General features: G+C 68.1%; 9 protein-coding genes. 1 reads left to right on the top strand and 8 read right to left on the bottom strand.

Annotated features, from left to right (window positions below; translation table 11 throughout):
- Positions 1-3 precede the first annotated feature (3 nt).
- The 4 genes from AQ610_RS09170 to gspF form a co-directional block, all read right to left on the bottom strand.
- Entirely contained in the window at positions 4-552 is a 549-nt protein-coding gene (locus AQ610_RS09170; protein WP_006026840.1) for an RNA polymerase sigma factor, read from the bottom strand.
- Positions 553-558: 6 nt separating this feature from the next.
- Positions 559-1302: a secretin and TonB N-terminal domain-containing protein gene (locus tag AQ610_RS09165; RefSeq protein ID WP_006026841.1), complete on the bottom strand. Its 744-nt coding sequence runs from the start codon at positions 1300-1302 to the stop codon at positions 559-561.
- Between the two features lie 203 nt (positions 1303-1505).
- Positions 1506-2036: a type II secretion system minor pseudopilin GspH gene (gspH, locus tag AQ610_RS09160; RefSeq protein WP_006026842.1), complete on the bottom strand. Its 531-nt coding sequence runs from the start codon at positions 2034-2036 to the stop codon at positions 1506-1508.
- A gap of 204 nt (positions 2037-2240) precedes the next feature.
- Entirely contained in the window at positions 2241-3458 is a 1218-nt protein-coding gene (gene gspF / locus AQ610_RS09150; RefSeq protein WP_006026843.1) for a type II secretion system inner membrane protein GspF, read from the bottom strand.
- Positions 3459-4052: 594 nt separating this feature from the next.
- Between gspF and AQ610_RS09145 the strand changes: the two genes are divergently transcribed.
- Entirely contained in the window at positions 4053-5384 is a 1332-nt protein-coding gene (locus AQ610_RS09145; protein WP_009917253.1) for a substrate-binding domain-containing protein, read from the top strand.
- Positions 5385-5711: 327 nt separating this feature from the next.
- On the opposite strand, the gene AQ610_RS09140 is transcribed toward AQ610_RS09145, so the two are convergent.
- From AQ610_RS09140 to AQ610_RS09125, 4 genes are all read right to left on the bottom strand, one after another.
- A complete protein-coding gene (locus AQ610_RS09140; protein ID WP_144411935.1) occupies positions 5712-18566 on the bottom strand; it encodes a filamentous hemagglutinin family protein in 12855 nt (4284 codons plus the stop codon).
- A 234-nt stretch (positions 18567-18800) separates the two neighbouring features.
- Positions 18801-21044 carry a tetratricopeptide repeat protein gene (locus tag AQ610_RS09135; protein WP_006026847.1) on the bottom strand — a complete coding sequence of 748 codons (2244 nt, stop codon included), beginning with the start codon at positions 21042-21044 and terminating at the stop codon, positions 18801-18803.
- Entirely contained in the window at positions 21041-23293 is a 2253-nt protein-coding gene (locus tag AQ610_RS09130; RefSeq protein WP_006026848.1) for a tetratricopeptide repeat protein, read from the bottom strand. Before AQ610_RS09130 ends, AQ610_RS09135 begins: the two co-directional genes overlap by 4 nt.
- 55 nt (positions 23294-23348) lie before the next feature.
- On the bottom strand, positions 23349-25571 hold the full coding sequence (locus AQ610_RS09125) for a tetratricopeptide repeat protein (protein WP_043282690.1): 2223 nt from the start codon (positions 25569-25571) through the stop codon (positions 23349-23351).
- Positions 25572-25652: the final 81 nt, after the last annotated feature.

The following is a 25652-nucleotide window of genomic DNA, read 5'->3' as shown; positions in this document are numbered from 1 at the left end:
TGCTCAAAATTTACGCGGCCCGCCTCGCGAACCGGCGTACAGATCACTGTCTTCCTGCATGCGCTGCAAACAGTACTTCATCGCCGCGCTCAGCTCGCTTTCGACGAGCCGCAGCGAAATCCCGAACTGCTCGGCGATCTCCCGGTTCAGCAGGCCGTCCACGCGGGCGGCCAGCAGGATCGCCCGGCGTCGCGGCGGCAGGCCGCGCAACACGTCCTTCAGCGTGTCGACCTTGCGGCGCGCCGCGACGATCCGCTCGGGATCGGCCAGTTCGTCGGGCATCTCCAGCAGCGTCTGAACGTCGTCGTCGTGCAGATGCCGCCGTTCGCGGCGATGCTGATCGATCGCGACGTTGTTCGCCATTCCGAGTATGTAGGCGTCGGCGTTGGACACCTGCGCGGAGACGTTCGCGTTCTCGAGGCGCAGCCAGGTCTCGTGCAGCGCATCGGCCGCGCCGTCCTTCGATCCCGTCACGCGCTCAAGGCGCCTGACGAGGTACGCATAGCGCGACGCCAGCAGTTTCCTGAGCCCGCTGCGGGTGCTGTCGGACATGGCGGCCTAATTCCTCGCCGCCTGCGGACAGCGCGCATGCACGCCATTGCCGGCGGGCCGCAGCAGGATCGTGACCGGCTGCGGCAGATCCGCCGGCGGCGCGTCGTCCAGCCTCAGCGCGCGCAGCGCGCGCAGGACCGCCGCGTCGCGGGCGGCCGAACCGCTCGATGCCACCATGTTCACCGCCACCGCCGCCCCCTTGTTGTCGATGCGCATCTGCGCGACGAGTCGATAGCTGCCCGGCACCGCCGCCGGCTGCGCGCACAGCGCATCGATCAGATGCGCCTGCAGCACGCCCGCGAACGCGCGCCGCTCGCCGGAATCGCCGATCCCGTCGATGCCGTCGACCGGCAGCGCGGCCCCCGCCTGCGCGTCGCCGGCGCTCGCCGTTTCAACGGCCGACTGCGCGACGATGATCGCCTCGTCCGGGCGCGAGAACGCCGCGCGCAACCCCGTTCCGACCAGCATCCGCTCGAGTGCGTCGCGCGGCGCGAAATCGCCCTGCACCGGCGCGCTCGTCCGCCCGTCGAGCAGCGGCGCGCTCGCCAGCACGATCAGCTCGGTGAGCCGCGCAAAGTCCTGCAAGGTCTTCGCGAGGGGCTGCGCGGGCAGATCGAAGTGCGCGACGCTGCCCGGCTGGCGGCCGGCGGCACCCGTCTCCTGCGCCTGCGCGCCGCGCATGCACAACGCGGCGAACGCAAGCCACGCGACGAGCGCCAGGACACCGGTCCGCGCCCGTGAACGAGTCATGAATGCCTGGACGGAAGTGAAGTGGCACGCCCCGGCGGAGCCGGCGCATCCCATGTGCGGCTCCGTCGCAAGCGAACGACAGATTGTGCGTGGACACTATGACAGTCAGGTGAACCGTGCAGCGGCGCGAGTCAATGCGTGCACGCGTGCGTGCGTGAGCGACGAAGCCGGCGCGCCGGCCGCACGCCGGAACGCCGCGCCGTTCACGGCCCGCGCACGGCGAAGTTGCCGATGCCCGTGGCCACGACGGCGATGCGCGTGTCGCCGGACCACAGCGTGATCGTGACAGGCACGTCGATGCTTTCGTCGCCGAGCACGACGCGCGACAGCGCGTCGCCGCCGTCCGTGTAGCGTACCGACACGCCCGTCACCTCGCCGCCCCAACGACGCGCGCGAAACAGCTCGTCGGTCATCGGCGCCCACGCGCCGCTTTCGGTGCGCTGCATGAAGCGGTAGCCGCCGCCGTCAGGCTGCCATGCGATCGACGTCGAGCGCACCTGCGCTTCGTCGCCCGCCGATTCGAGCAGGTTCGCGAGCCGCTGCGCCTCCTCGGCCAGCCCGGTGCGGCGATTGCGCGACGGCGCGAGCGTCACGACCGCGACGAGCAGCCCGACGATCACGAGCACGACGAGCATCTCGAGCAGCGTGAAGCCGCGTTGCGACCGGCGCCGCCGCGCCCGTTCCCGCGGCCCCTTCGCGTGCGGCGCTCGCGTTTCGCCGTGTCGCGTCATCATGTATTCACCGGCGCGCTGAAAATCCGCTCGTCGCGACGTTCGCCGCCGGCGCGGCCCTCGTCGCCGTATCGCTAGCACGCGTGACGCGCCTGCTCCGGCGCGTCACGCGGCCGCGATCGGCGGCATCGGCGGCGACGGCCCGCAACGCGAGATCGCGCGGCCCGCCGCGCGAAATCCGAACGCGTTCGTGCGCTGAGCGCCGCATCACTGCACCATGTTGTTCAGCTCGATGATCGGCATCATCACCGCGAGCACGATCACGAGCACGACGCCGCCCATCGCGAGAATCAGCAGTGGCTCGAGCAGGCTCGTCAGGAACATCGTGCGGCGTTCGAGCTCGCGCGATTCGCCTTCGGCCGCGCGGTCGAGCATCGTCGTCACGTCGCCCGTGGCCTCGCCCGAGCGGATCAGGTGCACGAGCACGGGCGGAAACGTCTTCGTGTGCGCGAGCGCGCGCGACAGCGCCGAGCCCTCGCGCACGCGCACGATCGCGTCGTCGACGTTCGCGCGCATCGCACGGTTCGACAGCGTCTCGCCCGCCGCCTGCAGCGCGCGCAGGATCGGCACGCCCGCCGCGCTCAGGATGCCGAGCGTGCTCGCGAAGCGCACCGTGTTGTAGCCGCGCACGAGCTTGCCCGCGAGCGGCGCGGTGAGCGCCCAGCGGTCGAACGCGAGCCGCGGCCCGGTTTGCGACAGCACCTTGCGCACCGCATAGGCGGCCGCGACGAGCGCGGCGAGCGCCGCCCACCACCAGCGGCGGACGAAATCGGACAGCGCGAGCATCACGACCGTCAATGTCGGCAGTGGCTGCTTCGTGCTCGTGAACACGTTCGCGACCTGCGGCACCACGTAGCTCAGCAGGAACGTGACGATGCCGAACGCGATCAGCGTGACGACGGCCGGATACGTGAACGCGAGCAGGATCTTCTGCCTGAGTGCGTTGCTCTGCTCGATGTAGTCGGCGAGCCGCGACAGCACGACGCCGAGCTTGCCCGTGTGCTCGCCCGCCGCGACGAGCGCGCGGTAAATGTCGGGGAAATCGCGCGGATGCTGGCCGAGCGCGTTCGCGAACGAATGGCCGCCGACGACTTCCGCGCGAATCGCTGCCATCAGCTCGCGCACGTACTCGCGCTCGGCCTGCTCGCTCAGCACCGCGAGCGATTCGTCGAGCGGCAGCCCGGCGACGAGCAGGCTCGCGAGCTGGCGCGTCAGGATCGCCTGCTCGCGCTGCGACAGCTTGCGCCCGAGCGCGAGGCGCTGGTGGCGCTCGCCGTGCAGGCGCGACGCGGCCGCCTCGACGACGAGCGGCGTCAGGCCCTGGGTGCGCAGCCAGTTGCGCCCCCCGCGCGCGCTGTCCGCTTCCAGCACGCCTTTCAGCGTGCGGCCGGCAGGATCGATCGCTTCGTAGCGGAATGCCGACATGTCAGTGTTCTCCTTACGCCGGGACACGCCCCGCGGGCCGCGGGACCGCGGTCCGTTTGCGATGCCGCCGAACGGCGTCGCCGGGCAAGACTAAGGAGCGAACCGGCGCAAATTTGTGACGAATGTTGGGCTACCTTTTCGGCTCGCCGGTCACGCCGATTCGCAATTCCCGCATCTCGAAAAACGATTTTGGATCGCCAAATTCAATCGATTATTCCGATGTCGATTTCCCGTTCAAATATCGCCACTCCAATTTGTTCGCCCAATCAAAACAATGACGAATGGCAGCGAGAGAATCATCGAATCGATTACGGCAAGAATGCTCCGCTCAAGCTCCCAGCGGGCGATGCGCGACGATGCTCGTCGGCTCGATCCCGGCATCCGTTTTTTCTTTCCGTTCTGAATTTTTCCGGAATCGTGGTTTTGTCGACTCAAATAAATCGATCACATTTTTATTTAAAAATGTTCCGTACCATTCGTTATGAAAAATTCACACGCGATTGGAGAATTTCCTCCTAAATTTACTCGGCGGCCGATACGGCATTCCGTCCGCAGCAGCAGGCTTCCCGTTTATCTTCGTTCAAGGAAATTCTCATGAAATCCAGCAAGCGCAAGATCTGTCAGGTCCTGGCTCTCGTCGTTTCGGGCATGGGCGCATCGCTCGCGATGGCCGCGGGCCCGGTGATTCAAGGCGGCGGCTCGTCGCTCGTCGCGCCGACGCTCGGCACCGCTTCGCCGGCTGCCGGCGAATTCGGCCTGTATGGCACCGCCAGCGCCACGTTCACGTACTACTCGGTCGGCTCGGGCGCCGGCCAGAACGCGTTCCTGAACAACCAGCCGACGTACTTCGGCTCGGGCGTCACGGGCACGGTCGACTTCGCGAACAGCGACGCCGCACTCACGACCGCACAAGTCACGTCGTACAACGCCAGCACGGTCGGCGCGAACAGCGGCCCGTTGATCCAGATTCCGTACATCGTGACGGCGATCACGGTGCCGGTCGTCAACGGCCCGGCCGTAACGAGTTCGATCACGCCGCAAACGACGCCGGGTCAAGCGCACAGCATCGCGCTGAACGACGATGATCTGTGCGGCATCTTCTCGGGCAAGATCACCGACTGGGGCCATGTGGTCAACCCCGAGACCGGCACGTTCTATGCGTCGAGCGCGCCGATCAAGGTCGTCTATCGCGCTGACGGCAGCGGCACGACCGAACTGCTGACCCGCCACCTGGCCGCAGTCTGCACGACCAACAACACGGCTTCGGGCGTCAAGTTCATCGATTCGCTGACGTTTGCGAATACGTCGGCGTTCCCGACCGGCGTGCCGGCGAACTTCATCGCCGCTTCGGGCAGCGGCGGCGTCCGCGCCTCGCTCGCGTCGCTGTCGACGGCCGGCACGGCCGCCGTCGCGTACCTGAGCCCGGACTACACGAACACGTACATCGCATCGCAAAGCTCGGTCGTGACGTCGTCGGGCGCGCTGCAGCTTCCGCTCGCCAGCCTTTACAACGCAAAGGACACGAAGTACTACGCACCGACGTACGCGAACGCGACGACGGCAATCGGCACGATCTCGGCACCGTCGACGAAGGCCACCGCCGCCGATCCGACGCAATGGGTGCCGGTTTCCGGCACTCCTTACACCAACCTGGCCAATCCGTCTGCCGGCTATCCGGTTTCGGGTACGAGCCAGATCATCCTGAGCCAGTGCTATGCGGACGCCGCGGTGGCATCGAATGTTCAGAGCTTCCTGAACCACCACTACACGGACGCCAGCTATGCATCGGTTGTGCATGGCAACGGCTTCGACACCGTGCCGTCGGGCTTCAAGACTGCGATTTCGGCCGATTTCCTGAGCAACACCAGCGGGTACGGGCTCGATATCAACAACGCGAACAGTTGCCTCCAGTATGTGGGCCGTTAATTCGAATCACCGCTGATTCGACGCGTCCTGCTGAACCCGCCTCGGGCGCTTCGAGGCGGGTTTTTTCATCCCTCGACGCCTTCGCGATCCATCGCCGACACTCGCGGGCTGCATGTATCACGTGCTCCCCGTCTTCCGGGTCGTCCTCCGTCGAATCGGTCAGGATGCGCTGGCCGAACAGTCCATCGAACCAGCCTCTCAAACGAGTCCGATTCGGATGCGTAAAATGAAAACTCTCCGCATCGAACAGACGAAGCGGAGAGTTCTCGTTCACTCAGTCGGACTGAATCGCGAGATACCGGGTCGCGCGGTATCCCCCGGCTTCATTCAGAACCGGTTCAATTTTCCAAGCTCTTCCTTGCTGAGCAACGTCCGCTGAGTAGGCCCTGCCGCCCCGAAGCCAAGCAGCGAAACGGCGTTCGACGAATCGTAGCCAACCTGTTCCGACTTGCGGCGCTTCGACCCACCGTCCGGGCCGTTATCCCCGAAGCCCTCGACCTGCACGCTGATCGTCCAGCGGCGCGGCGCAGCGCCCGATGCATTGTTCTTCGCGATATCCTGCGCAACCTGACTCGCCGCCGAGGCGGCCGAACTCGCGGCCGTCAGCGCGCCCGTGTTGACGGCCTGCACGAGCGGAATGCCGGTTGCCTTGCCCGTCACCTGAATGTTGTCGGCGTTCACCACACGCAACGCTGCAACGTTGAGGTTGCCCGCTCGAATGCCCGCATCGCCCGCATCGACGGTGCCGCGCGGCGCGATCAGGTTGACCGTGCCTTTCAGTGCGCCCGGTATGCTTTGCAGCGTCGCGATGCCCGCGCCCGTTACCTGCCCGCGCGAGTCGACCGTGCAGTAGTGGTTCGCATCGCACACATACTGCGGCGCCGGCGTATCGGCCGACGTCTTTGCGCCCTTGCCCGCGTTGATGTCGCCGTTCGAACTCCAGATCGTCATGTCGCCGCCCTGCTCGGTGAAGATCCGGCTTTGCGCGAGCAGCACGCTTTGATCCGCGAATATGCCGACATTGCCCTTCTCGAGCGTCAGAATCCCCATCGTGCCCGGGCCCGCTACAACCTTGCCGTTGCTGTCCACGATCTGCGGCGGTGCCGTCGTGCTGCCCACGAGCGCCTGCCCGCCCGGCCCGAGGATCGTGACGTCGCCGCCCTGCTGCGTCTGAATCGTCGTGCTGCGGATGTCGAGATCGCCCGTGCTGACCGACTTGTTCGCGCCGTTTGAACCGCCACCGAGATTGTTCGCGGTATAGCTGTACGAGGCGGGGAACAGCATATTGATCGCCTGATAGCCTCTTGCGTACTGGCCGCGATACGGACTCGATGCATCGTTGAAGTCCGCGCCCACTTGCGCCAGCACGCCGAAGAGCACCTTTTCCGCAAAGAGTTGTTGAACGTAAGACGGCAACGCCTGGAATTGCTTCCATGCTTCATCGGCCGTCAACGGGCCGACCTTGGCCAGTGCCTGGTCCTTGTCCACCTGCAATCCAGTATCGACGCCAAGTCCCGCGTCGTACTGCTCCATGAACGCAATCAATGCCGGTGTCGCACTCGGTACGCCGGCAACCGCACTGCCCGGCGCGATATAAGTCGCGATGAATCCCGGCAGATCAACGCCCGGCCCGACACCGAACATCACGTTGACGTTCGCGCTCTCGTGCGGCAGATTCGGATTGTTTGCGTTGCCGACTGCGTCGATGCCCGTGAAAACGTGTGCGATGCCGCCAGTATCGGCTTGCTGGTTGTACAACTCGGCCTGGCTCGTCAGCGGGCCAATGTTGCGTCCCGCCTGCACGTCGAACCAGCCTGGGCCACCGACCGACAACACCGGCACTGCACCACCACCACCGTTGTGGGGAATCGGCGTGTCGTAAATGTCTCGGCCTGCCACGATGCGCGTTACGTCGGAGCTGCGCAAGTTCTGCCCCCAGAACGCCAGGTTGACGATGTCCTGCCCGGCTTGCATGAACGCCGGCTTGTCGATCGACAGCGTGACGAGGCTCCGGTAGAAGCCGTCACTATCACCGGGGGTATCGGCGGTGCCGTTGACGATGCTTCCGTTCAGGCTGTAGATGCGCGCAGGCAGCATGTCGCCATCATGGAGCGCAGTCAGCGCATGTGCAGCGAGCGTCGTATCCGTCAACGCCGGAATCGCTGCTTGCGGATTCGTCGGCGAAGGCATCTGCGACGGATCGGCGTCGGACAAGCCAAATGTATCAGGCAATGCGGCGCCGGTCCCCTTGGACGATACATTGGAAAGGGACACCGACTGATCCGCAACCAGATTCAACTGGCCGACTGCCGACGGATAGAGCACGCCGCCTGATTCGACATGAATCCCGCCGTCAAATGCTGTCAGATTGACGCTCGCCGGCAATACTCCATTTGCCCCCGTCAACAAGCCACCGAGCGCGCCGATTCGGATGTCTCCGGTTGTGGATAGCACATTCACGGCGGAAGTCGATGAGTAACCCTGGCTGTCGGCGTACTGTCCGTAGTTGAACAGATGAACAGCCGGGGTAGGCTGCCCGCCGGGCGGCGCGAAACTGCTTGCATAAGACGGATTCAACACTGCGCCGATGTCCGCGCCTTGACGCGCCGTGACATCGAATATGCCATTCTGCGTCGCAAGCACCGTCGATACGGCAATCGGAGCCACTCCAGTCTGTGGAGACATCACGGCAATATCCGACCCGATGCTTCCACCAGCCGATATCGTCCCCGTTCCCTTGGCGACGAAGTAGTCGCCGCTCAGAATATCGCCGCCGGCATGCACTGTCAGATTCCCGCCGCCAACGGTGACGGGCTTGTTGTTTCCATCCAGGTACCACGTAGTCGGCAACGACACGGCCAGATCCGAGATGTTGCCGCCGGCACTGATCGACACGTTGCCGCCGACGCTCATCACGCCTTGGCCAAACGCGCCGAAATCAATCGAGGACCGGGTCAACCGAGCAAGGATCGCGCCACTGATGTCGGCGGTTTCTCCCGGCGTGATCTGCATCCACTGCCACCAGTACTGGCTGATGCTGTTGCCTGCCCCGCCCGTCACTGCACCCGTCGCGTCGGTCACGCTCTGGACGCCATTGATGTCGCCCTGCACATGGAGCGAAATATCGCCGGCCGAATCCGGATTCACGGTGGGTGTGACCAGTATGTCTTGCAGACCTGGCTGGCTGCCATGAGCGACCGCCGAGGCGAGACCCAACACAGGATTTCCCTGCGTGGGCGCACCCGCCGTATACACGACGCCCGGTGCGGTTGTATCCGCCAGCGTGAAATCATTGCCCGCCGCGATATCGATCGATCCGGTACCGGTTCGGATCGTTGTCGGTTGCAACAACGTCAACCCGTTCGAATCGACGTAAGCGGTGTGCTGGTTCAACGTCACGTTGCCCGCCGGCGCGCTGCCGGCGTTGAGTGCAGCAACAGGCTGCACGGCAAGCGGATTCGCGCTTGCGAGATCGGCGCCGCCGACAATGCGATACGACGAACTTTGTCCGCCCAGCAGCGCGGCAAAGCTGATCGGCAGCGGATTGTCGGCCGTCGCGACATTCGCTGGCGTATTGCCGGGTAATGCACCGATATTGATGCCCGCCATCGGAATCGACAATGGGGCGGCGGGAGCATAGAAAAAATTATATGCGCCATGCGGGCTGATGATCGGCGAATTCGACGAAGCTATTCCGGACACCGTGTCCAGGTAATTTTTATAGACCGATACATACGTCTCATAGTCTGCCGGACTGGACGACAAAATCGGTGGAGTTGGCGTTCCGAATTTCGGAATGACTATCGATCCTTTAACCAATCCCGTAATCCCGATTTGACTATAATTCGAAAACCAGCCTCGGTATTCCGCAATATAGTCGCCGTAGGACGAAGAGCCCGACAAGACGGGAGCGGAGGTATGTAACGGTGCATAAGGCATGATATGGAAAGCGTACTTTCCACTTGCCCAGCTCCCATAATACGTACCCCATGAACTACCGTACTGCAAATAGTCCGAATAATATTGAGCTGCCTGATTCTGCAGCGGCGCACTCAGCGCGTAATTCGGATCATGCAACGGATTCGTCGAATCGGTACCGATCGAAGTCAGCGATTGACTCGACCCGTCGACAAATTGCACGGTAATTGATGCAGGATCATCCAGTGACACCAGGTTGTTGTACAGCGTCAGCGCCGCCGCATACGTCCCCGTAGCCGTCGCATTCCCCGCCGCCCCGAGAATCGTCGCCACCTCGCTCTGGAAAAATCCGTCGGTAATGCTCGCTCGCGCATCGAAATTGTTCGTCGCCCGGAACGTCAGCATCGGCGCGACCGTGCCGTGGTACCGATACGAAGGCACGATCGTCCCGCTGTTGTTCGGCAGCCCCGCGCCAAGATTCCAGTTGGACAGGATCGAGATATTGCCGCCGTTGATCGCCGTGCTCGGGTTGTCGAATTCCACGCCGGGCGCGACGCGGAAATTCGCGATGTTCGCCGTCGATCCCTGCAGCGTCGGCCCATTGGCGCCGAGCCCGTTCTGAATGAATCCCATCAGCGTTCCCGGCGTCATCGACAGCGTGCCGTCGCTCGCCTTGACGATCTGCCCACCGTAGAACGTCTGGTGATCGGCGTTCGCCGTGGTCGGCACGAAGTACGCGCTGTCCATGCCCGGGAAGCCGATCGATGAAATCCCGGTGTACAGCGAAGCAAGGTCGGCCTGACTACCCGTCAGCGTCACCTGCGCACCCGTCGCGTTGTTCGTCAGCGTTCCGCCGCCGTCGCCGTTCGCATCCGGCGCGAACGTGAAGGTCGGCGGATTGGTGCCTTGCGCGGTGAACGTGCCGGCCAGCAAATGCCCGTTGCTGTCGTACCAGCCGGCCGGATCGACGATGCCGTCGAAGTGCTGCCCGCTCGGCGACGCGTCGGTCGTGCTCCACACCGCGTACGCTTCGAGCGTCGTCGCGCGCGAACCGATGATGCCCTTGCCGCTGTTGAATGCAGTCGGCAACTGGACATCGACGCTGCCGTCCGCGAGCAGCGGCGCGCGGAAATTCACCGTGCCGCCCGACAAGCCGCCGGCCGTCCCGCCCGATACGTCGATCAGCGCATTCGCGCCGACGCGGATCGCGCCCGAGCGCGACGGATCGATGTTCTCGTAGCCGTAAGTCGCGTTGTACGGATTCGCGACGGTCGGATCGAACACCGCGCTCGTGCCAACGTTCACCTTGCCGCCGCGCTGCGTCGGATCGGAACCGCGCGCGAGCAGCGTGCCCTCCACGTCGACGCCGCTGCGGCCATACAGGTCGATCTCCCCGCCCGCCTTGCCCGACGCGTCGATCGTCCCCAGCACGTTCACATTGCCGTTCGCCGTATCCAGTGCATTGCCCGCGCCGCCGTCGGCCGTCAGCGATACCGAGCGCGCGGTCAGCGCATTGCCGGCCGACAGCGTCAGGTTGCCCGACTTCGTGTGAACCGTGATCGACTGGTTCACGCCGCTCGATGCGAGCGTCTTCGCGAGCGAATCGAGGTCGGCCGCGCCGGCCGTGTCGAGCGACAGCGAACCGCCCGCATAGCCGTTCGCCGCACCGCCCTTGATCGTGCCGTTCAGATTCACGACCTGTTTCGGCGCCGACAGCGTCAGGCTGCCCGCCGCACCGCCACCGTTCGCGCCCGAGAAATCGAGCGTCGCGCCCGGCTGCACATCGACCGTTCCCGCATCGGCGGTCAGGATGATCGAGCCGGCCGGCGCGTACTGCGTCACATCGAAGAACTGCTTCGACACGCCCGCCGAGCTGACCGTCGAGCCGCTGCCGATCGTCAGGTTGCCGTTGGTCGCCTCGAGGCTCACGTTGCCGGCCGGTGCGGCGATCGTCGCGCCATTGTCGGCAAGCATGCCGCCGACGAATTTCCACGCGCCGCCAACCGGCGTTTTCGTCAATGCGGTGCCCGCTGCACCGTTCAGCGTCAGCGCGCCGGTCGTCTTCACGGTCGATGCGGAACTCGTATCGGCGAGATACACCGGCGCACTCAGCGTCACCGGCAGCGCACCGAAATCGAACGTCCCCGTGCCTTGCCCGACGATGCCGCCGCTCGCGGTCATGTTCGCCGACGAGAATCCGTTCAGCGTCTTCGTGCCCGTGCCGAAGTCGATCTCCTTCGCGTTGACCGCCAGCGTGCCGTTGCCCGTCGCCGCCGCGCCGGCGGGCGCGCCCGTCTCGTTCGTGAACGCGATCTGCTGCCCGTTCAGCGTCACGTGGCCGCCGTCGCTCGTGAACGTGCCCGCGCTCAGATCGACGCTCTTGCCGAACGTCGCATTCACGTCGCCGACGAAGCCGATCGCACCGTAGCTGCGCAGCGTGACGAGATCCGCATTGGCGAACTGCGCGAGCCCGGCAGGATCGATCACGAAGCCCGGCAGGTTCGCCGCGGCGGAGCCGCTCGCATTGGTGAACGTGATCGCCGAACCGTCGGCCGTAATCGCCTTCGCCGACAGCACCGCGCTCGGGTCGACCTTCAGGTCGCCCGACGAATCGAGCATCAGCGCCTGCCCGCCCGTGAGCGTCGCACCTGCGCCAACCGCCAGCAACCCGGCGCCGGTGCCGCCCGTGCGCGTGAGCGGCGCCATCGCGCCGTTCGACACGCGCAGCAGCGCGCCGTCGCCGGCGATCGCGATCGGCTGGTCCTTCGCCGCCGGATAATCGCCCGCCGCCGCGATCGACGCGCCTGTGTCCACACGCAGGCCGTTCGCCGCATTCGGATCGGTGCCGCTCGCGTCGGTCTTCGTCACGAGCAGGATCTCGGGGCCCTTCAACGACGAGTTCGCATCGTTCGACACCACCACGCTGTTCGCGATCGGCGTGATCGTCACGCCCTTCGTCGTCGCCGTGCGCGTGCCGCCGATCAGCAGGCTGCCCGCGTTCAGCGAATCGAGCGCATCGCCGCCGATCTGCAGATAGCCGGGCAACCCCGCGCTGCCGTTGCCGGTGACCTGGATGTCCTGCGACGCGATGTCGACCTCGGCCGGCGCGCCGCCCGCACCCGCCGCCGCATTCAGCGTCGCGCCGAGCGCGAGCGCCTTCGTCGCGGCCAGCGCGAGCTGGCCGCCGTCCACCGGCAGCGGCGGCGTCACGTTGCCCTGCTTCGCGGCCTGCGCGGTGAAGAAGTCGTTCGCGCCCTTCAGCGTGTATTGCGAGTATTGCTGCCACACCTTGCCCGACTGCACGTTGAAGAGCGTCGGCGTCGCGCTGCGCCCGCCCGTCACCGCATCGGCGAAGTATCCTGCCGCCACGACCGTGCCGTCCGGCAGCACCTGCGATGCGCCCGGCACGACGTTGCCCGTCGTGGCCGACACTGTCACGCGGTACGCGCCCGGCAGCGTCGCGTACTTGCCCGGCAGCAGCGTGTAGTAGCCGGCCGCGAGGCCGGGTACGCCGGACAGGTACACGGCCTTGCCGATCGCGTCGTTCGTTCCGGCCTGGCCGACGCCGAGCGCTGCGGGCGTGGTCGTCGGCGTACCGTTCGCGGCGACGTCCGGCTGCACCGACTGCGCGAACACCGGATCGTAAGCAGCCACCGGCGACTGCACGCCCGGCACGATCGCGTAGACATTCCCCGCACCGGCATTGGTCGGCACCGCCGTCGCACCCTTGCCGCTCGCATAGCTCACGTTGTATTGCGAAAGCACGTCGCGCGTGCCGCCCGTGCCCGGCACCCATTCGGCCGCCTGCAGGTCGCCGCCGCCCGACAGGTCGATCGTCGCGCCCTTGTCGAGCGCGACGCTGGTGCCGTTCACGCCGATGTACTTCGCAGGCGGCGCATTCAGGTCGGATGCCGTCGTGCCCGCGAGCGGATTGAACTGCCACTCGACACCATCGATCGTGGTGCCGTAAGGAATGATCGATCCGCCGTTCGAAACCGACGTCACGCTGCCGTTCGCGAACGTCACTGAATCCGTCGCGACGAGCGGCAGGTTGCCGAACTGCTTCTGCGTCGTGCTGTTCGACGGATCGCCGACGCCGAACACGAGCGTGCCGGACGGCGCACGCACGTTGCCGCCCTGCACGATGTTCGTCGCATCGACGAGCAGCGTGCCGCCGGCCGACAGCGGCGTGCCGGACGACCCGGTCGAACCGAACGTGACGGTGGTCGGAGCGAGTTTGCCCGTAACCGGATCGGCGGGGCCGACTGCATCGACGATAAACGTGCTTCCAGTGACCGGATAAATGCTCGCCGCGCTGAACGTCACGTTGCCCGGCGTATACAGCACGCCCGGCAACAAGAGATTCGCCACCTGCTGCGACACGCTGGTCGAACTCAGGCGGATATCGCCGCTGCTATTGAGGTTCGTCTGGCCGAAATTGTTGAGCTGGAACTGATTGCGCAGATCGACGAACGACGCGTTCACGTTCAGCGTTGCGTCGGAGAGCGTCGCGACAGGAACGAATTGGGGCGACAGCGAAGTCATCGTCGGACCCACCAGCGCGACATAAGGCGCGTCGACCGTCACCGTCGTGCCGAGCGGATTGGCCGGCGGATGGGCAAGCAGGTTCGTGAGTACCGAATTGCCGCTCGCCGGCAACGCCGGGGCCGACAGCAACGTGGACAGTTGGTCCATCCCGATTGCGGCAATCCGGCCGGTATTCAGCGTCACCGATTCCGGCAATGTCAGGTTCACGTTACCGGCAAAGACGATCGGCGGCACCGGGGACGGAACGACGGCCGGCGTACTGTCGCCCAGCACGAGATTCGAGAGTCCCGAATCGTTCAGGCGGTCGGCGACAAACTGGATCACACCGGTCGGCTGTCCGATCGGCTGACCGGTCGTCGGATCGATTGCGGTGGAGAAATCCGCGCCCGGCGCGAGGCCGGCCGGCACGAGCGTGCCGCTCTGTCGCACGACGAGCGCGGTCGCGCCTGCCACGCCACTGTTCTGGTGCGGCAGGACCGTCAGCGTGCCGCCGCGCGCCTGCGATGCACCGCCATGACCGGCCAGCGTCCCGTCCGCGAAAAGGCCGTACGCGGCCGACAGCGTGATCGAACCGGCGTCGCTCCACACGGGTTGCGACGCATACGTGCCGTTCGGCTGCAATTGATCGAAGTTCGCCGATGCGCCGGACACGTCCATCTTCGAGCCGGCTTGCGTGACGACGTAGCCCGTATCGCTCGACAGCGTCACCGAGCCGCCCGGCAGCACTTTGCCGGTATTCGGCACGACGGTCGTTCCGCCGATCTTGACAGGAGCAGCGAGCGGATCGGACAGTGCGACGCCCGACACGTCGAGCGTCGCGTCGGGACCTAGCCACACCGACCGGCTGCCGCTCGGAAAACCGCCCGAGTATTGTCCTGTCTGCGCGAACTTGCCCCCGGAGGAATCCGCACTCAACGTGATCGCCCCGCCCGGCGCGCGCATGGAGCCGAGCACCGTGACTTGCGTCGGCGAGCCAAAACCGATGCTCGCTCCCGCATCCGCGTCGATCGATGCGCCCTGCGACAGCGTCACGGCTCCCGTCACGCCCGGGTATGACGGCACCGTGTTGGATAACCCCACCCACGACACGTAGGCGCCTCCCGTCATCACGAGGTTCGTGGCCTGACGATGATATGCGTCGAGCTGGCCAACCGTCGTCAGGCCGCCTGTCGACAGGTTCGCGCCCGAACCGGTCTGCTGCAACGCCAGCGCGTCCGGAATTCGATTGCGCTGCGTGAGCGCGACTGTCGCGCCCGGCGCCACCGTCGCGTCGTAATACGCATTCAGAACATACTTGCCGAAACCGTGCTGCGAGAAAAAACTCTCCGGCAGGTACACGTCCCACGGCGATGCCGCGGAAGGATCGCCGCCGATCCGGAGGCCGAGCGCCTGCAGGGACAGCGTCCCGCCGCCGGAAAAGCCTTCGCTGAGGATCGTGCCGCCCATCGCGATCGTGCCGGCCGTCGGTTGCTCGCTAGGCAGGATCGTGGCGCTGCTGACGCCGCCGAAGCCGCCCGAGCCGGACGTTGCGTACGTCTGCAGCGTCACGTTGCCACCGCGGCCGACAGGCACGCCGTTGCGCATCAACAGTTGCCCGTTCGCGGTCATCTCGCCGCCGCTGGACACGTCCAGTACGCTCCCTGGCTGAAGCAGGATCGATCCCGTCGTATCCGTGATCGGACCGCCCCGCGTCCCGATCGAAGTCGCATCGGCCGACAGCGAAATGCTGCCGCCGTTGATGAACTGACTGTTGCCCAGGGTCGTGCCCGGCGCGGCCTGCACATCGTTGTTCACCCACTGCCCGGCTGCGCTCAGCGCGCCCTGCGGCCCAACGACGACATTGCCGCCGCTCGTGATCGAAATCGAACCGGACGGCGCGGACAACCGCCCCGCAACATTCACGTCGGCACCGACCGCCGGGCTGTTCAGCGAGATCGAGCCGCCCGGCTGCAGGTTCATCTGCGTGCCCTGCGCAACCACGATGCCCTTGCCCGCGTTCTTGTCCTCGGTCACGTTCAGGCTCGCGAAACCGCCGTTGTTCAGCGTCGCGACCGGGATCACCCGAGTCGTCAGCAGATTGTTCGGATCGTTGCCCGACGGCGCCTGCGAAGCGGGCTTGTCGAGCGACGTATCGATCGAGAAACCCGGCATCAGCGCACCGAGTTGCGGCGCCTCGTCCTGCAGGATCGTCAGCCCCGAGATGCCGCTGACGGAATGGTCCACGCCGCTGGCACTGTTCCATGCGAGACCGACCAGCGCTCCACCGGCCAGCTTCGGATCGGCGCCGAGGTTGAACGTGCCGCCGGACGGCAGGCTGTTGCCCTGCATCTGCTTCGCGCCGCCGAATGCCTGCGCGCTGATGTCGCCGTCGAGTACCAGCGCCTGCGACGCGAACAGGTCAAGCGTGCCCGCATTGCCGCCGACGATGTAGTCGGACTGGTAAGTGCCGCCCGTCAACAGCGGGTTGAACCAGGACTTCGTCACGCCCCAGCGCGGATGGCTTTCGATGAACTGCCCCGCGATGCCGACATAGCGCTCGTACGGGCTCGCCTGACCGATCGGCACGATCGCGCCGTTGGCGTCGACGAGCCGTGTCGTGTTGACCATCCCGCCGTTGTAATGCACATAACCGCCGTTCAGGTTCATCGACGAACCGGCCGCGGTCATCACCTCGTTGCCGGACAGCGTGATCGTGCCACCGTTGGTCAGCAGTTGATCGACCGTGCGCGGGATCAGGTTCACGTACCCCGACAGGTTCAGGATCGGGCTGCCGACCCACTGCACGCCGTCGCTGCGCGTGCCCGCGAGCGTGCTGTCGACGACGACGCCCTTCAGCCCGAACAGGAAGCTGTTGCGCAGCAGCGGCGAATCGGCCAGTTCGTTCTGGCCGATCCGGTCGATCGTCACGAGCGTCTGCGAGATCGACGTCTGGACGTCCGCGAGCCCCGATACGTCGATCGTCGCGCCGTCGTCCACGTAGATCCGGCCCGGCACCGCGGTCTGTCCGGCCACCTTGTTCGTCACCACCGACGGCGCATAGGCCGTCACCGACACGTTCGAGCCCGGCGCCTCGATCAGCGAGCCGCCCTGGAACCACACGGAGCCGGCCGTCATCGCGATGCCGCCGGGCGTGAAGGTCGTGCCCGGCGTCGATGTCGCCGTCTGGCCGTTTTCGTCGGGCAGCACCGTCGTCACCGATCCCGGCCCGAAGCTCAGCAGGCCCGCGCGATTGACGTTGTCGCCACCGCCGGCGCCGCCCGTGACCGGCGTCGGGCCGGTGTAAGGGTTGCCGAGCGGATTGTTCGACGCGTACTCGTCCGCGGTCGAGATCGTGATCGCGCCCGGCGTGTTCACGCTCGTCGTGACGCCGACCACGCCGTTCTGCGCGACGCGGCTGCCGAGCAGGTTCACGTTGCCGCGCGCAGCCTGCACGATGCCGGTATTGGTCAAGGTGCCGGCCGGCGTGACGTCGATCGTGTAGCCGGTCTGCAGATCCGTCGTGACGATCTGCCCGCTCAGCTCCGGCAGCAGGACTTGCGGATTGCCCGTCGCCCCGGTTCCGTTGGGCCGCAGGCTCACCCCCACGCCCGCCGCGAGCACGATCTGCCCCGCCGTCGCCGAAATGCTGCCCGAGTTCGTCACGTTCGGCGCGGCGACCAGCACGAAGCCGCCGTCGCTCGCCGTGCCGTTCGTATGCGTCGTGATCGACGCGCCCTGTTCGATCGTGACGTCGCCCGGCGCCTGATACGCGCCGCTCAGCAGCACCTTGTTGCCGAGGCCCAGCACTTCGTTCGGATTGCGCGCCCCCGCCACGCCGCTCGAACTCCCCGCCTCCGGATAAGCCAACCCGCCCGTCGTGCCGGCCGGCAGGCTCAGGAACTGCTTGTTGCTCGCGACGATGCCGTCCTCCGTCGGCGCGAGCTGGTTCTTCATGTCGAGCAGGTTCAGCGACGACGCGACGAGCGAATGCACGTTGATCTGCGACCCCGCGCCGAACAGCACGCCGTTGCGGTTGATCACGTACACCGCGCCCTGCGCGGTGAGGTTGCCGAGGATCTGGCTCGGCCGGCCGCTCGGATCGTTGATCCGGTTCAGCACCGCCCAGTTGTTCGCGCCGTTCGTCTGCGTGCCGGCCGATTGATCGAAGTTCAGCGTCGTCTGCCGGCCGACGTTCATCGTCTCCCATGTCAGCACCGCGTTCTGCCCCGTCTGCTTGACGTCGACGTTCACGTGCCCGTTCGCGTCGACGCTCTGCGCGGGGGCGTTCGCGTTGAACCACAGCACGGGATTGTTCGAATTCGGGTCGCTCGACGCGCCCGCGGCGACCTGCAGCCCGCCCGGCGCGAGCCCGTTCGGCACGGTCGAAGGCAGCCTGGCGGCCGCCGCGGCCGCGTTCTGCTGCGCGGCGATCTGCGCGGCGATCGCATGCGCCGCGTAACCGAGATTGCGGATCGACGGCTGGCTCGCCTGCAGCGCCTGCTGCGGCGACATGCCGGGATTCGGCACGCCCGCCGCGCCGACGCCGCCCGCGCCGACGCCCGATGCGCGCGCGGCCGCCGCCCCGAGGTTCATGATGCCCGCCGCGTGCGCGTGCGTCGACGCGCCCGTCAGCAGCATCAGGGCGACGGCCCGAACCAGCGGCCGCAGTTCCGATTTGAGGACCGACCGCGAGCCCGTCGTGTCAGGTTGTCGTGCGATACGCGCGCGTGCTGCCATTCTTCACTCCGAATCCTGGAAAATTGCGCATGGCGACGAAACGCGCCGAAAACGACGCCGAATCGAAGCCGCGCATGTCGTTGCCCTTGGGTTGCGCCCGGGTTGCGTCCGAGCTGCACCTGAAACAGGCCGTGACAGGCCGTGGAATCGAGAGAACATACGAAGGCCCGATGGCAACGGCATGGCGGGTGTTACGGACCATTCCGGCCGCCCGCGAAAGGTCCGTAGCTTTTGTCACAGTCGGCCCGTCACGCGGGTTCCCCGCGCGATGCGCGCGGCGAGCGCCGCCGCGACGCGCTCGACCACCGGGCGCCAGTCGCCGGGGCGCGTCTGCCTGAACAGCGTCGCGCCCGGATACCACGGGCTGTCGTCGCGATCGAGCAGCCAGCGCCAGTCGGGCACGCGCGGCAGCAGCACCCATGCGGGCCGCCCGAGCGCGCCCGCCAGATGCGCGACCGACGTGTCGACGCTCACGACGAGGTCCAGCGCGTCGACGAGCGCGGCCGTCTGCGCAAAATCCGTCAGCGCGCCGTCGAACGACAGGACGCCGCTTGCGCCGAACGCGTCGGCGTCGCGCGGGCGCACCTGCGGCTGCAGGCTCACGAACGTCGCGTCGAGCGCGACGAGCGGCGCGAGCGCGGCGAACGTCATCGAGCGGTTCTCGTCGTTCGCGTGCAGCGGATTGCCGGACCATGCGAGCCCCACCCGCAGCCGGCGCGACGGCGCGGCCGCGTCGAGCCGCTCGATCCACGCGGCGCGCCGCCGCGGGTCGGCGCGCAGATACGGCACGTCCGCCGGCACCGTGTCGAGCGTCGTGCAAAACGCGTAAGGCATGCTCATCAGCGGACAGTGCAGGTCGAACGCCGGCACGGCCTGCTCTTCGGCGACGACGCCGGCGACGCCTCTCAGCGTGCCGAGCAGTTCGGCCAGCGCCTGCGGCGCTTCGATGAGCACGGTCGCGCCGCGGTCGTGAGCGAGGCTCGCGTAGCGGCAGAACTGCAGCGTGTCGCCGAAACCCTGCTCCGCGTGCAGCAGCAGCGTGCGGCCCGCGAGCGGCACGTCGCCGCGCCATTGCGGCCGGTCCGCATGACGCCGGTGCAGCGCGACGTCGGCGGCGTCCCAGCGCGCCTCGTGCTGCCGCCAGCCGGCATCGAAATCGCCCATCAGCAGGCGGCAGAACGCCTCGGATCGACGCGCGACGCCGTGCTTCGGATCGCGTGCGCAGGCGAGCGCGAAATCGGCGAGCGCGGCGGCGTGATCGCCGAGCTGCTGGCGCGCGACCGCGCGCGCATGGATCTCCTGCGCCGAATGGCCGGGCGCGACGGCGGCGGCGGCGTAACCGGCGAGCGCTTCGTCGTGGCGGCCGAGATGCTGCAACGTGAGCGCGCGGTTGCACAGCACTTCCGCATGCGGGCCGGCCGCTTCGAGCGCGCGGTCGTACAGCGCGAGCGCATCGTCGAACGCGCCGAGCGAGCGCAGCGCGCCCGCGCGATTGCGCAGCGCGTCGAAATCGGCCGGCGCGCGCGCGAGCGCCTCGCCATACGCGTGCGCGGCCTGCGCGTGGCGCCGGAGCCCGAGCAGCGCGTTGCCGCGGCCGATCCACGCGCCGACGTCGTCGCGGTTCAGCGCGAGCAGCCGGTCGCATCGCTTCAGCAATTCGTCGCGCAAGTGCAGCAGATCGAGCGCGACGCAGCTCACGAACAGCAACTGCGCGTCGTCCGGCGCGCGGGCGAGCCCTTCGTCGATGCATGCGAGCGCCTCGGCCGGCCGGCCCAGCTCGATCAGCGCGTACCCGCATGCGTAGACGAGATCGGGCGTCTTGCCGCGCACGACCATTGCGAGCTGGTAGCTGTGCAGCGCTTCGTCGCCGCGACCGAGCGCACGCAGCGCGTGGCCGCGTTCGGCGTGCGCGCGCGGGTCGTCCGGATCGACACGCAGCGCGCGCCCGACGCTGATCAGCGCGTCGGCGGGCCGGCCGAGCGCGCGCAGCGCCTCGCCGCGCCGGACCCACGTGGCAGCGCGGCCCGGCTCGCGCGTGAGCGCGCGATCGTACGACGCCACCGCGTCGTCGTGCCGGCCGAGCGCGAGCAGCGCGTCGCCGCGCGCCGCATGCGACGGCGCGTGGCCGGCGTCGCCCGCGAGCGCGCGCTCGGCGGCGTCGAGCGCTTCGCGATGGCGGCCCACGCCCGTCAGCGCCGCCGCATGATTCGCGAGATTCCACGGCTGGTTCAGGCCGAACCGCATCGACCGCGCGATCAGCGGCTCCGCGCGCGCCGGATCGCCGAGCTGCAGATGGACGAGCCCGAGCAGATGGAGCGCCTCGACGTGGTCCGGCATCATCGTCAGCACGCCTTCGTAGAGCCGCCCCGCGCCCGCGAAATCGCGCTGCTCGAGCCGCTTGCGCGCGTGGCGCAGCGCGTCGTCGACGGCTGCCCGCAGCGATGCGGCATGCACGCCGGACGCCGGCCCCGCGCTCACCGCGCGCCTGCGGCCACGAGCGCCGGCAGCGCGCCGCGGACCCGCTCGACGACGCTCGCCCACTCGCCGCCCTCGGGCTGGCGGAACAGCCGCGCGCCCGGATACCACGGGCTGTCGTCGCGATCGAGCAGCCAGCGGAAGTCGGGCGTGTGCGGCAGCATCACGGCGAGCGGCCGGCCGAGCGCGCCGGCCAGGTGCGCGACCGACGTATCGACGCTGATCACCGCATCCATCGCTTCGACGAGCGCGGCCGTGTCCGCGAAATCCGCCAGCTCGTCGCCGACGAAGCGAACCGGGCTCGCGTCGAGCGCCGGACGGTCGTCATCGCGCATCACCTTCTGCAGGCTCACCCAGTCGTAGCGGTCGTCGAGCAGCGGCAGCAGATCTGCGAGCGTCATCGAACGGTTGCGGTCGTTCACGTGCAGCGGATTGCCCGACCACACGAGACCGACGCGCGGCTGGCCGCTCGCGCCGAGACGCATCCGCCAGCGCTCGACGCGAACGGGGTCGGCCCGCAGGTACGGCACGTCCGCCGGAATCGACGACAGATCGGTGCGCAATTCGAGCGGCAGGCTGAGGAGCGGGCAATGCAGGTCGAACGGCGGCAGCGGCTCGCCGCGCGCGACGAGCGCGTCGACGCCGTCGAGCGTCGCGAACAGGGTCTTCAGCTCGACGGGCGCCTCGACCACGACGCGCGCGCCGAGCGCCTTCACGCGCGGCACGTAGCGGCAGAACTGCAGCGTATCGCCGAGCCCTTGCTCGTGGTACAGCAGGATCGTGCGCCCGTCGATCGGCATGCCGCGCGTCCAGCGCGGCTGCGCGAAGTCGCGCCGGCTTCCGTCGAGCTGGCTGTCGCGCCAGCGCCATTCGTACTCGGCCCAGCCGGCTTCGAAATCGCCGATCGACAGGCACAGGAACGCGCGCATGCAGTGCGCGGGCGCGTAGTCGGGATCGATGTCGATCGCATCCGCGTAGGCCTGCCGCGCTTCCTCGTGACGCCGCAGCGCGCGCAATGCGTTGCCGCGGTGGAAATGCGCGAGCTTCTCGCGCGGCGCGACGGCGATCGCGCGCGTGAGATCGTCGAGCGCCTCGTCGTAGCGGTGCGTCTCCAGCCTCACGCGCGCGCGCGTCAACGACGCGTGCGGATCGTGCGGCGCGAGCGCGAGCGCGCGGTCGCACGCGCGATGCGCATCGCGATGGCGATCGACGCGCATCAGCGCGCTCGCGTAGTTGCACAGCACGCCGACGCTGTCCGGTTCGACGTCGAGCGCGCGGGCGTAGCTGTCGACCGCGTCGCCGTGGCGCCCCAGATGACTCGCCGCGTTGCCGCGATTCGCGAGCGCGCGCGCGTGGCGCGGCTCGATCGCGAGCGCGCGCTCGCAGCGCGCGAGCGCGTCGTCGTACCGGCCGAGCTGGTCGAGCGCGATCGAGCTGTTGAAGATCGCGTCGACGAACCCGGGGCTCGCCGCGATCGCCGCATTGAAATCCGCGAGCGCGCGCTCGGGGTCGTGCAGGTCCAGATACGCGACGCCGCGCAGGAACAATACATCGGCGCTGCCCGGCGTCAGCGCGAGCGCGTGGCCGTAGCTGTCCGCCGCGTCGCCGAAGCGGCCGAGCGCGCGCAGCGCGAGCCCGCGCGCGCGCATCGCGTCGAACGTGCGGCCCGCGAGCGCGACCGCGCGGTCGCAATCGGCGAGCGCGGCGTCGAAACGGCCGAGCGCGCGCAGCGTGTCGCTGCGCTTCACGTAGCCGTCGGCGAAGCCGGGCGTGCGTTCGAGCAAACGATCGTATGCGGCGCGCGCGTCGTCGTGCCGCGCCAGTTGCGCGAGCAGGCCGGCCCGCTGGTACAACGCGCGCGGATGCGCGGGATTGATCGCGAGCGCTTCGTCGAGGCGCGCGAGCGCGTCGCACGCGCGCCCGAGCCCTGCGAGCACGGCCGAGTAGTTCGCGAGCGCGAGCGGCGCCGGCCGATGCTCGACCGAGCGCCGCATCAGCGGCTCGGCGTCGTCGAGCCGCCCTTGCTGGAAGCGCACCGCGCCGAGCAGATGCAGCGCTTCCGGGTGATCGGGATCGAGCGCGAGCAGCTCGGCGTATGCTTTCTCCGCGTGCTGCAGCGCGCCCTCGCGATGCGCGTTGCGCGCGCGGGCGAGCAGCCGTTCGAGCTGCGCGGCGTCGGGCGGGCGGCGATCCGGCGATCGCGGCTCCGCCAGCGCGCTCGCGAGTGTCGTCCCTTCCCCGTTCGATGTCATCGTGTGGCCCCGCTGATCGTTGTGCTTCGTTATCCCCAGGGTCTGTTTACAGACCCTAACGTGCCATCGCCTCGATCGCGGCGAGCACCGCGTCGATCACGTCCGCCCATTTGCCGGGCGCCGGCTGGCGGAAGAGCCGCGCCGACGGATACCACGGGCTGTCGGTGCGGGCGCGCATCCAGCGCCAGTCCGGCGGATCGGGCAGCAGCAGCCAGACGGGATGCCCGAGCGCGCCCGCGAGATGCGCGACCGCCGAATCGACTGCGATCACGAGATCGAGCGCGCCGATCAGCGCGGCCGTGTCCGCGAAATCGCCGAGCTCGTCGTCGACGCACCGCACGGGAACGGTCGCGAGCAGCGCTTCGTCATGCTCGCGCACGGGCTTCTGCAGGCTCACCCAGTCGATGTCGAGATCGAACAGCGGCGCGAGCCGCGCGAGGTCGATCGACCGGTTGTGATCGTTCCGGTGCGCCGGATCGCCGGCCCATGCGAGCCCGATCCGCGGCCGGCGCCGCGCGCCGAGCGACGCGTCCCACTCGCGCGTGCGCTGCGGGTCCGCATGCAGGTAGGCGGCCGCGCGCGGAATGCTCGCTTCGTCGGTGCGAAACGCAAGCGGCAGGCTCAGCAGCGGCGCGCGACAGTCGAACGGCGGCAGCGGCGCGCCGCGCGCGATTACGTCGGCCGCGCCGTGCAGCGACGCCATCAGCGTACGCAGCGGCGGCGCGACTTCGAACACGACGCGCGCGCCGCGCGCGGCCGCGAGCGGCACGTAGCGGCAGAACTGGAGCGTGTCGCCGACACCCTGCTCCGCGTGGATCAGGAGGGTCTTGCCGTCGAGCGGCGCGTCGCCGCGCCACGACGGCTGCGTGAACGGGCGATCGTGACGCGCGAGCCGCGCATCGCGCAGCCGCCATTCGTATTCGGGCCAGCCGCGCGCGAACTCGCCCGCCATCAGATGAAGCGACGCGCGCGCGACATGCGCGTCGACGTAGCCGGGATGCAGGGCGATCGCGCGGTCGTATGCGGCGCGCGCGTCGTCCATCTGCGCCATGTCCGCATGGAGGTTGCCGCGATCGAGCCAGTTCGCCGCATGATCTGGGCGCAGCGCGAGCGCACGGTCGAGCGACGCCGCCGCTTCGTCGTGGCGGTGCAGATCCCGCAGCACGCCGCCGCGAGCCATCCATGCGTGCGCGAAGCGGCCGTCGCACGCGAGCGCGGCGTTGCAACTGGCCAGGGCTTCGTCGAAGCGCTTCAGGAATCGCAGCGCGGTGCCGCGATTGCACAGCGTCTCGGCCGAATGCGGCTCGATCGCAAGCGCGCGCGCATAGCTGTCGAGCGCGTCGCCGTAACGCTCGAGCTGCAACAGCGCGTCGCCGCGGCTCGCGAGCGCGCGGGCGTGGAGCGGATCGAGCGCGAGCACGCGCTCGCAGCGCATCAGCGCCTCGTCTGCGCGGCCGAGCCGCGCGAGCGCGACCGCGCTGTCATGGAGCGCGTCGACGCACGCGGGATCGGCCGCGATCACCTCGTCGTATGCGGCGAGCGCTTCGCCGTAGCGGCCGAGAGCGACGAGCGCCCGGCCGCGCTCCGCCGCGATCGCGGCCATGCCGGGCCGGATCGCGAGCGCGCGGTCGAAGCATGGCAGCGCGTCGGCCGGCCGCCCCAGTTCGCGAAGCACGAGCCCGCGGTTGAACCACGATTCGAACGAACGCGGCTCGACCATCAGCGCGCGATCGTACGTGTCGAGCGCCTCGTCGAAGCGGCCGAGCGCGCGCAGCGCGCTGCCGCGATTGCACAGCGCATCGAGCACGAGCGGCGACACGGCGAGCGCGCGGTCGAACGACGCCAGCGCATCGTCATGGCGGCGCAGCGCGAGCAACGTGTTGCCGCGGCGCACGAGCGTCTGCACGTCGCCCGGCTCCGCGCGCAACGCGGCGGCAAAATGCTCGAGCGCCTCGTCGAGGCGGCCGCGCTCGCCGGCGATCGCGCCGAGATCCGACAGCGCGCGCACGCCCGACTCGATGGCGATCGAGCGGCGCAGCAGCGATTCGGCGTCGTCGGCCGCGCCGCGCTGGAACTGCAGCACGCCGTACAGATGCAGCGCCCGCGGATCGTCGGGCGCCTTCGCGAGCACGCGGAGATACTCGCACGCCGCGTCGTCGAGCCTTCCGGCGCTGTGCCAGTTCCTCGCGCGCGCCAGAACGGCTGCCGATTGCCATTGTCCGGACGCGTCGTTCCCCGACGCGCCCGCGTGTGCCTCATGCCGGTGCTCGACCGTCACGTTCGCCCCCTTCCCGATTGCCGGCGCCGCCGCTCGACCGTCCGAAGCGGCGGTCGCGGCGATCATGCCCACGGCGAGACT

The sequence above is a fragment of the Burkholderia humptydooensis genome, assembly GCF_001513745.1.
GTDB classification, from domain to species: Bacteria; Pseudomonadota; Gammaproteobacteria; order Burkholderiales; family Burkholderiaceae; genus Burkholderia; species Burkholderia humptydooensis.
This window is presented reverse-complemented; position numbering and strand designations above follow the sequence as displayed.

What these genes read in the sequence shown, in the direction of transcription:
- AQ610_RS09130 (WP_006026848.1), bottom strand. Translation starts at nt 23,293, where the DNA reads ATGACATCGAACGGGGAAGGGACGACACTCGCGAGCGCGCTGGCGGAG.
- AQ610_RS09165 (WP_006026841.1), bottom strand. Translation starts at nt 1,302, where the DNA reads ATGACTCGTTCACGGGCGCGGACCGGTGTCCTGGCGCTCGTCGCGTGG.
- AQ610_RS09140 (WP_144411935.1), bottom strand. Translation starts at nt 18,566, where the DNA reads ATGGCAGCACGCGCGCGTATCGCACGACAACCTGACACGACGGGCTCG.
- gspH (WP_006026842.1), bottom strand. Translation starts at nt 2,036, where the DNA reads ATGATGACGCGACACGGCGAAACGCGAGCGCCGCACGCGAAGGGGCCG.
- AQ610_RS09145 (WP_009917253.1), top strand. Translation starts at nt 4,053, where the DNA reads ATGAAATCCAGCAAGCGCAAGATCTGTCAGGTCCTGGCTCTCGTCGTT.
- AQ610_RS09170 (WP_006026840.1), bottom strand. Translation starts at nt 552, where the DNA reads ATGTCCGACAGCACCCGCAGCGGGCTCAGGAAACTGCTGGCGTCGCGC.
- gspF (WP_006026843.1), bottom strand. Translation starts at nt 3,458, where the DNA reads ATGTCGGCATTCCGCTACGAAGCGATCGATCCTGCCGGCCGCACGCTG.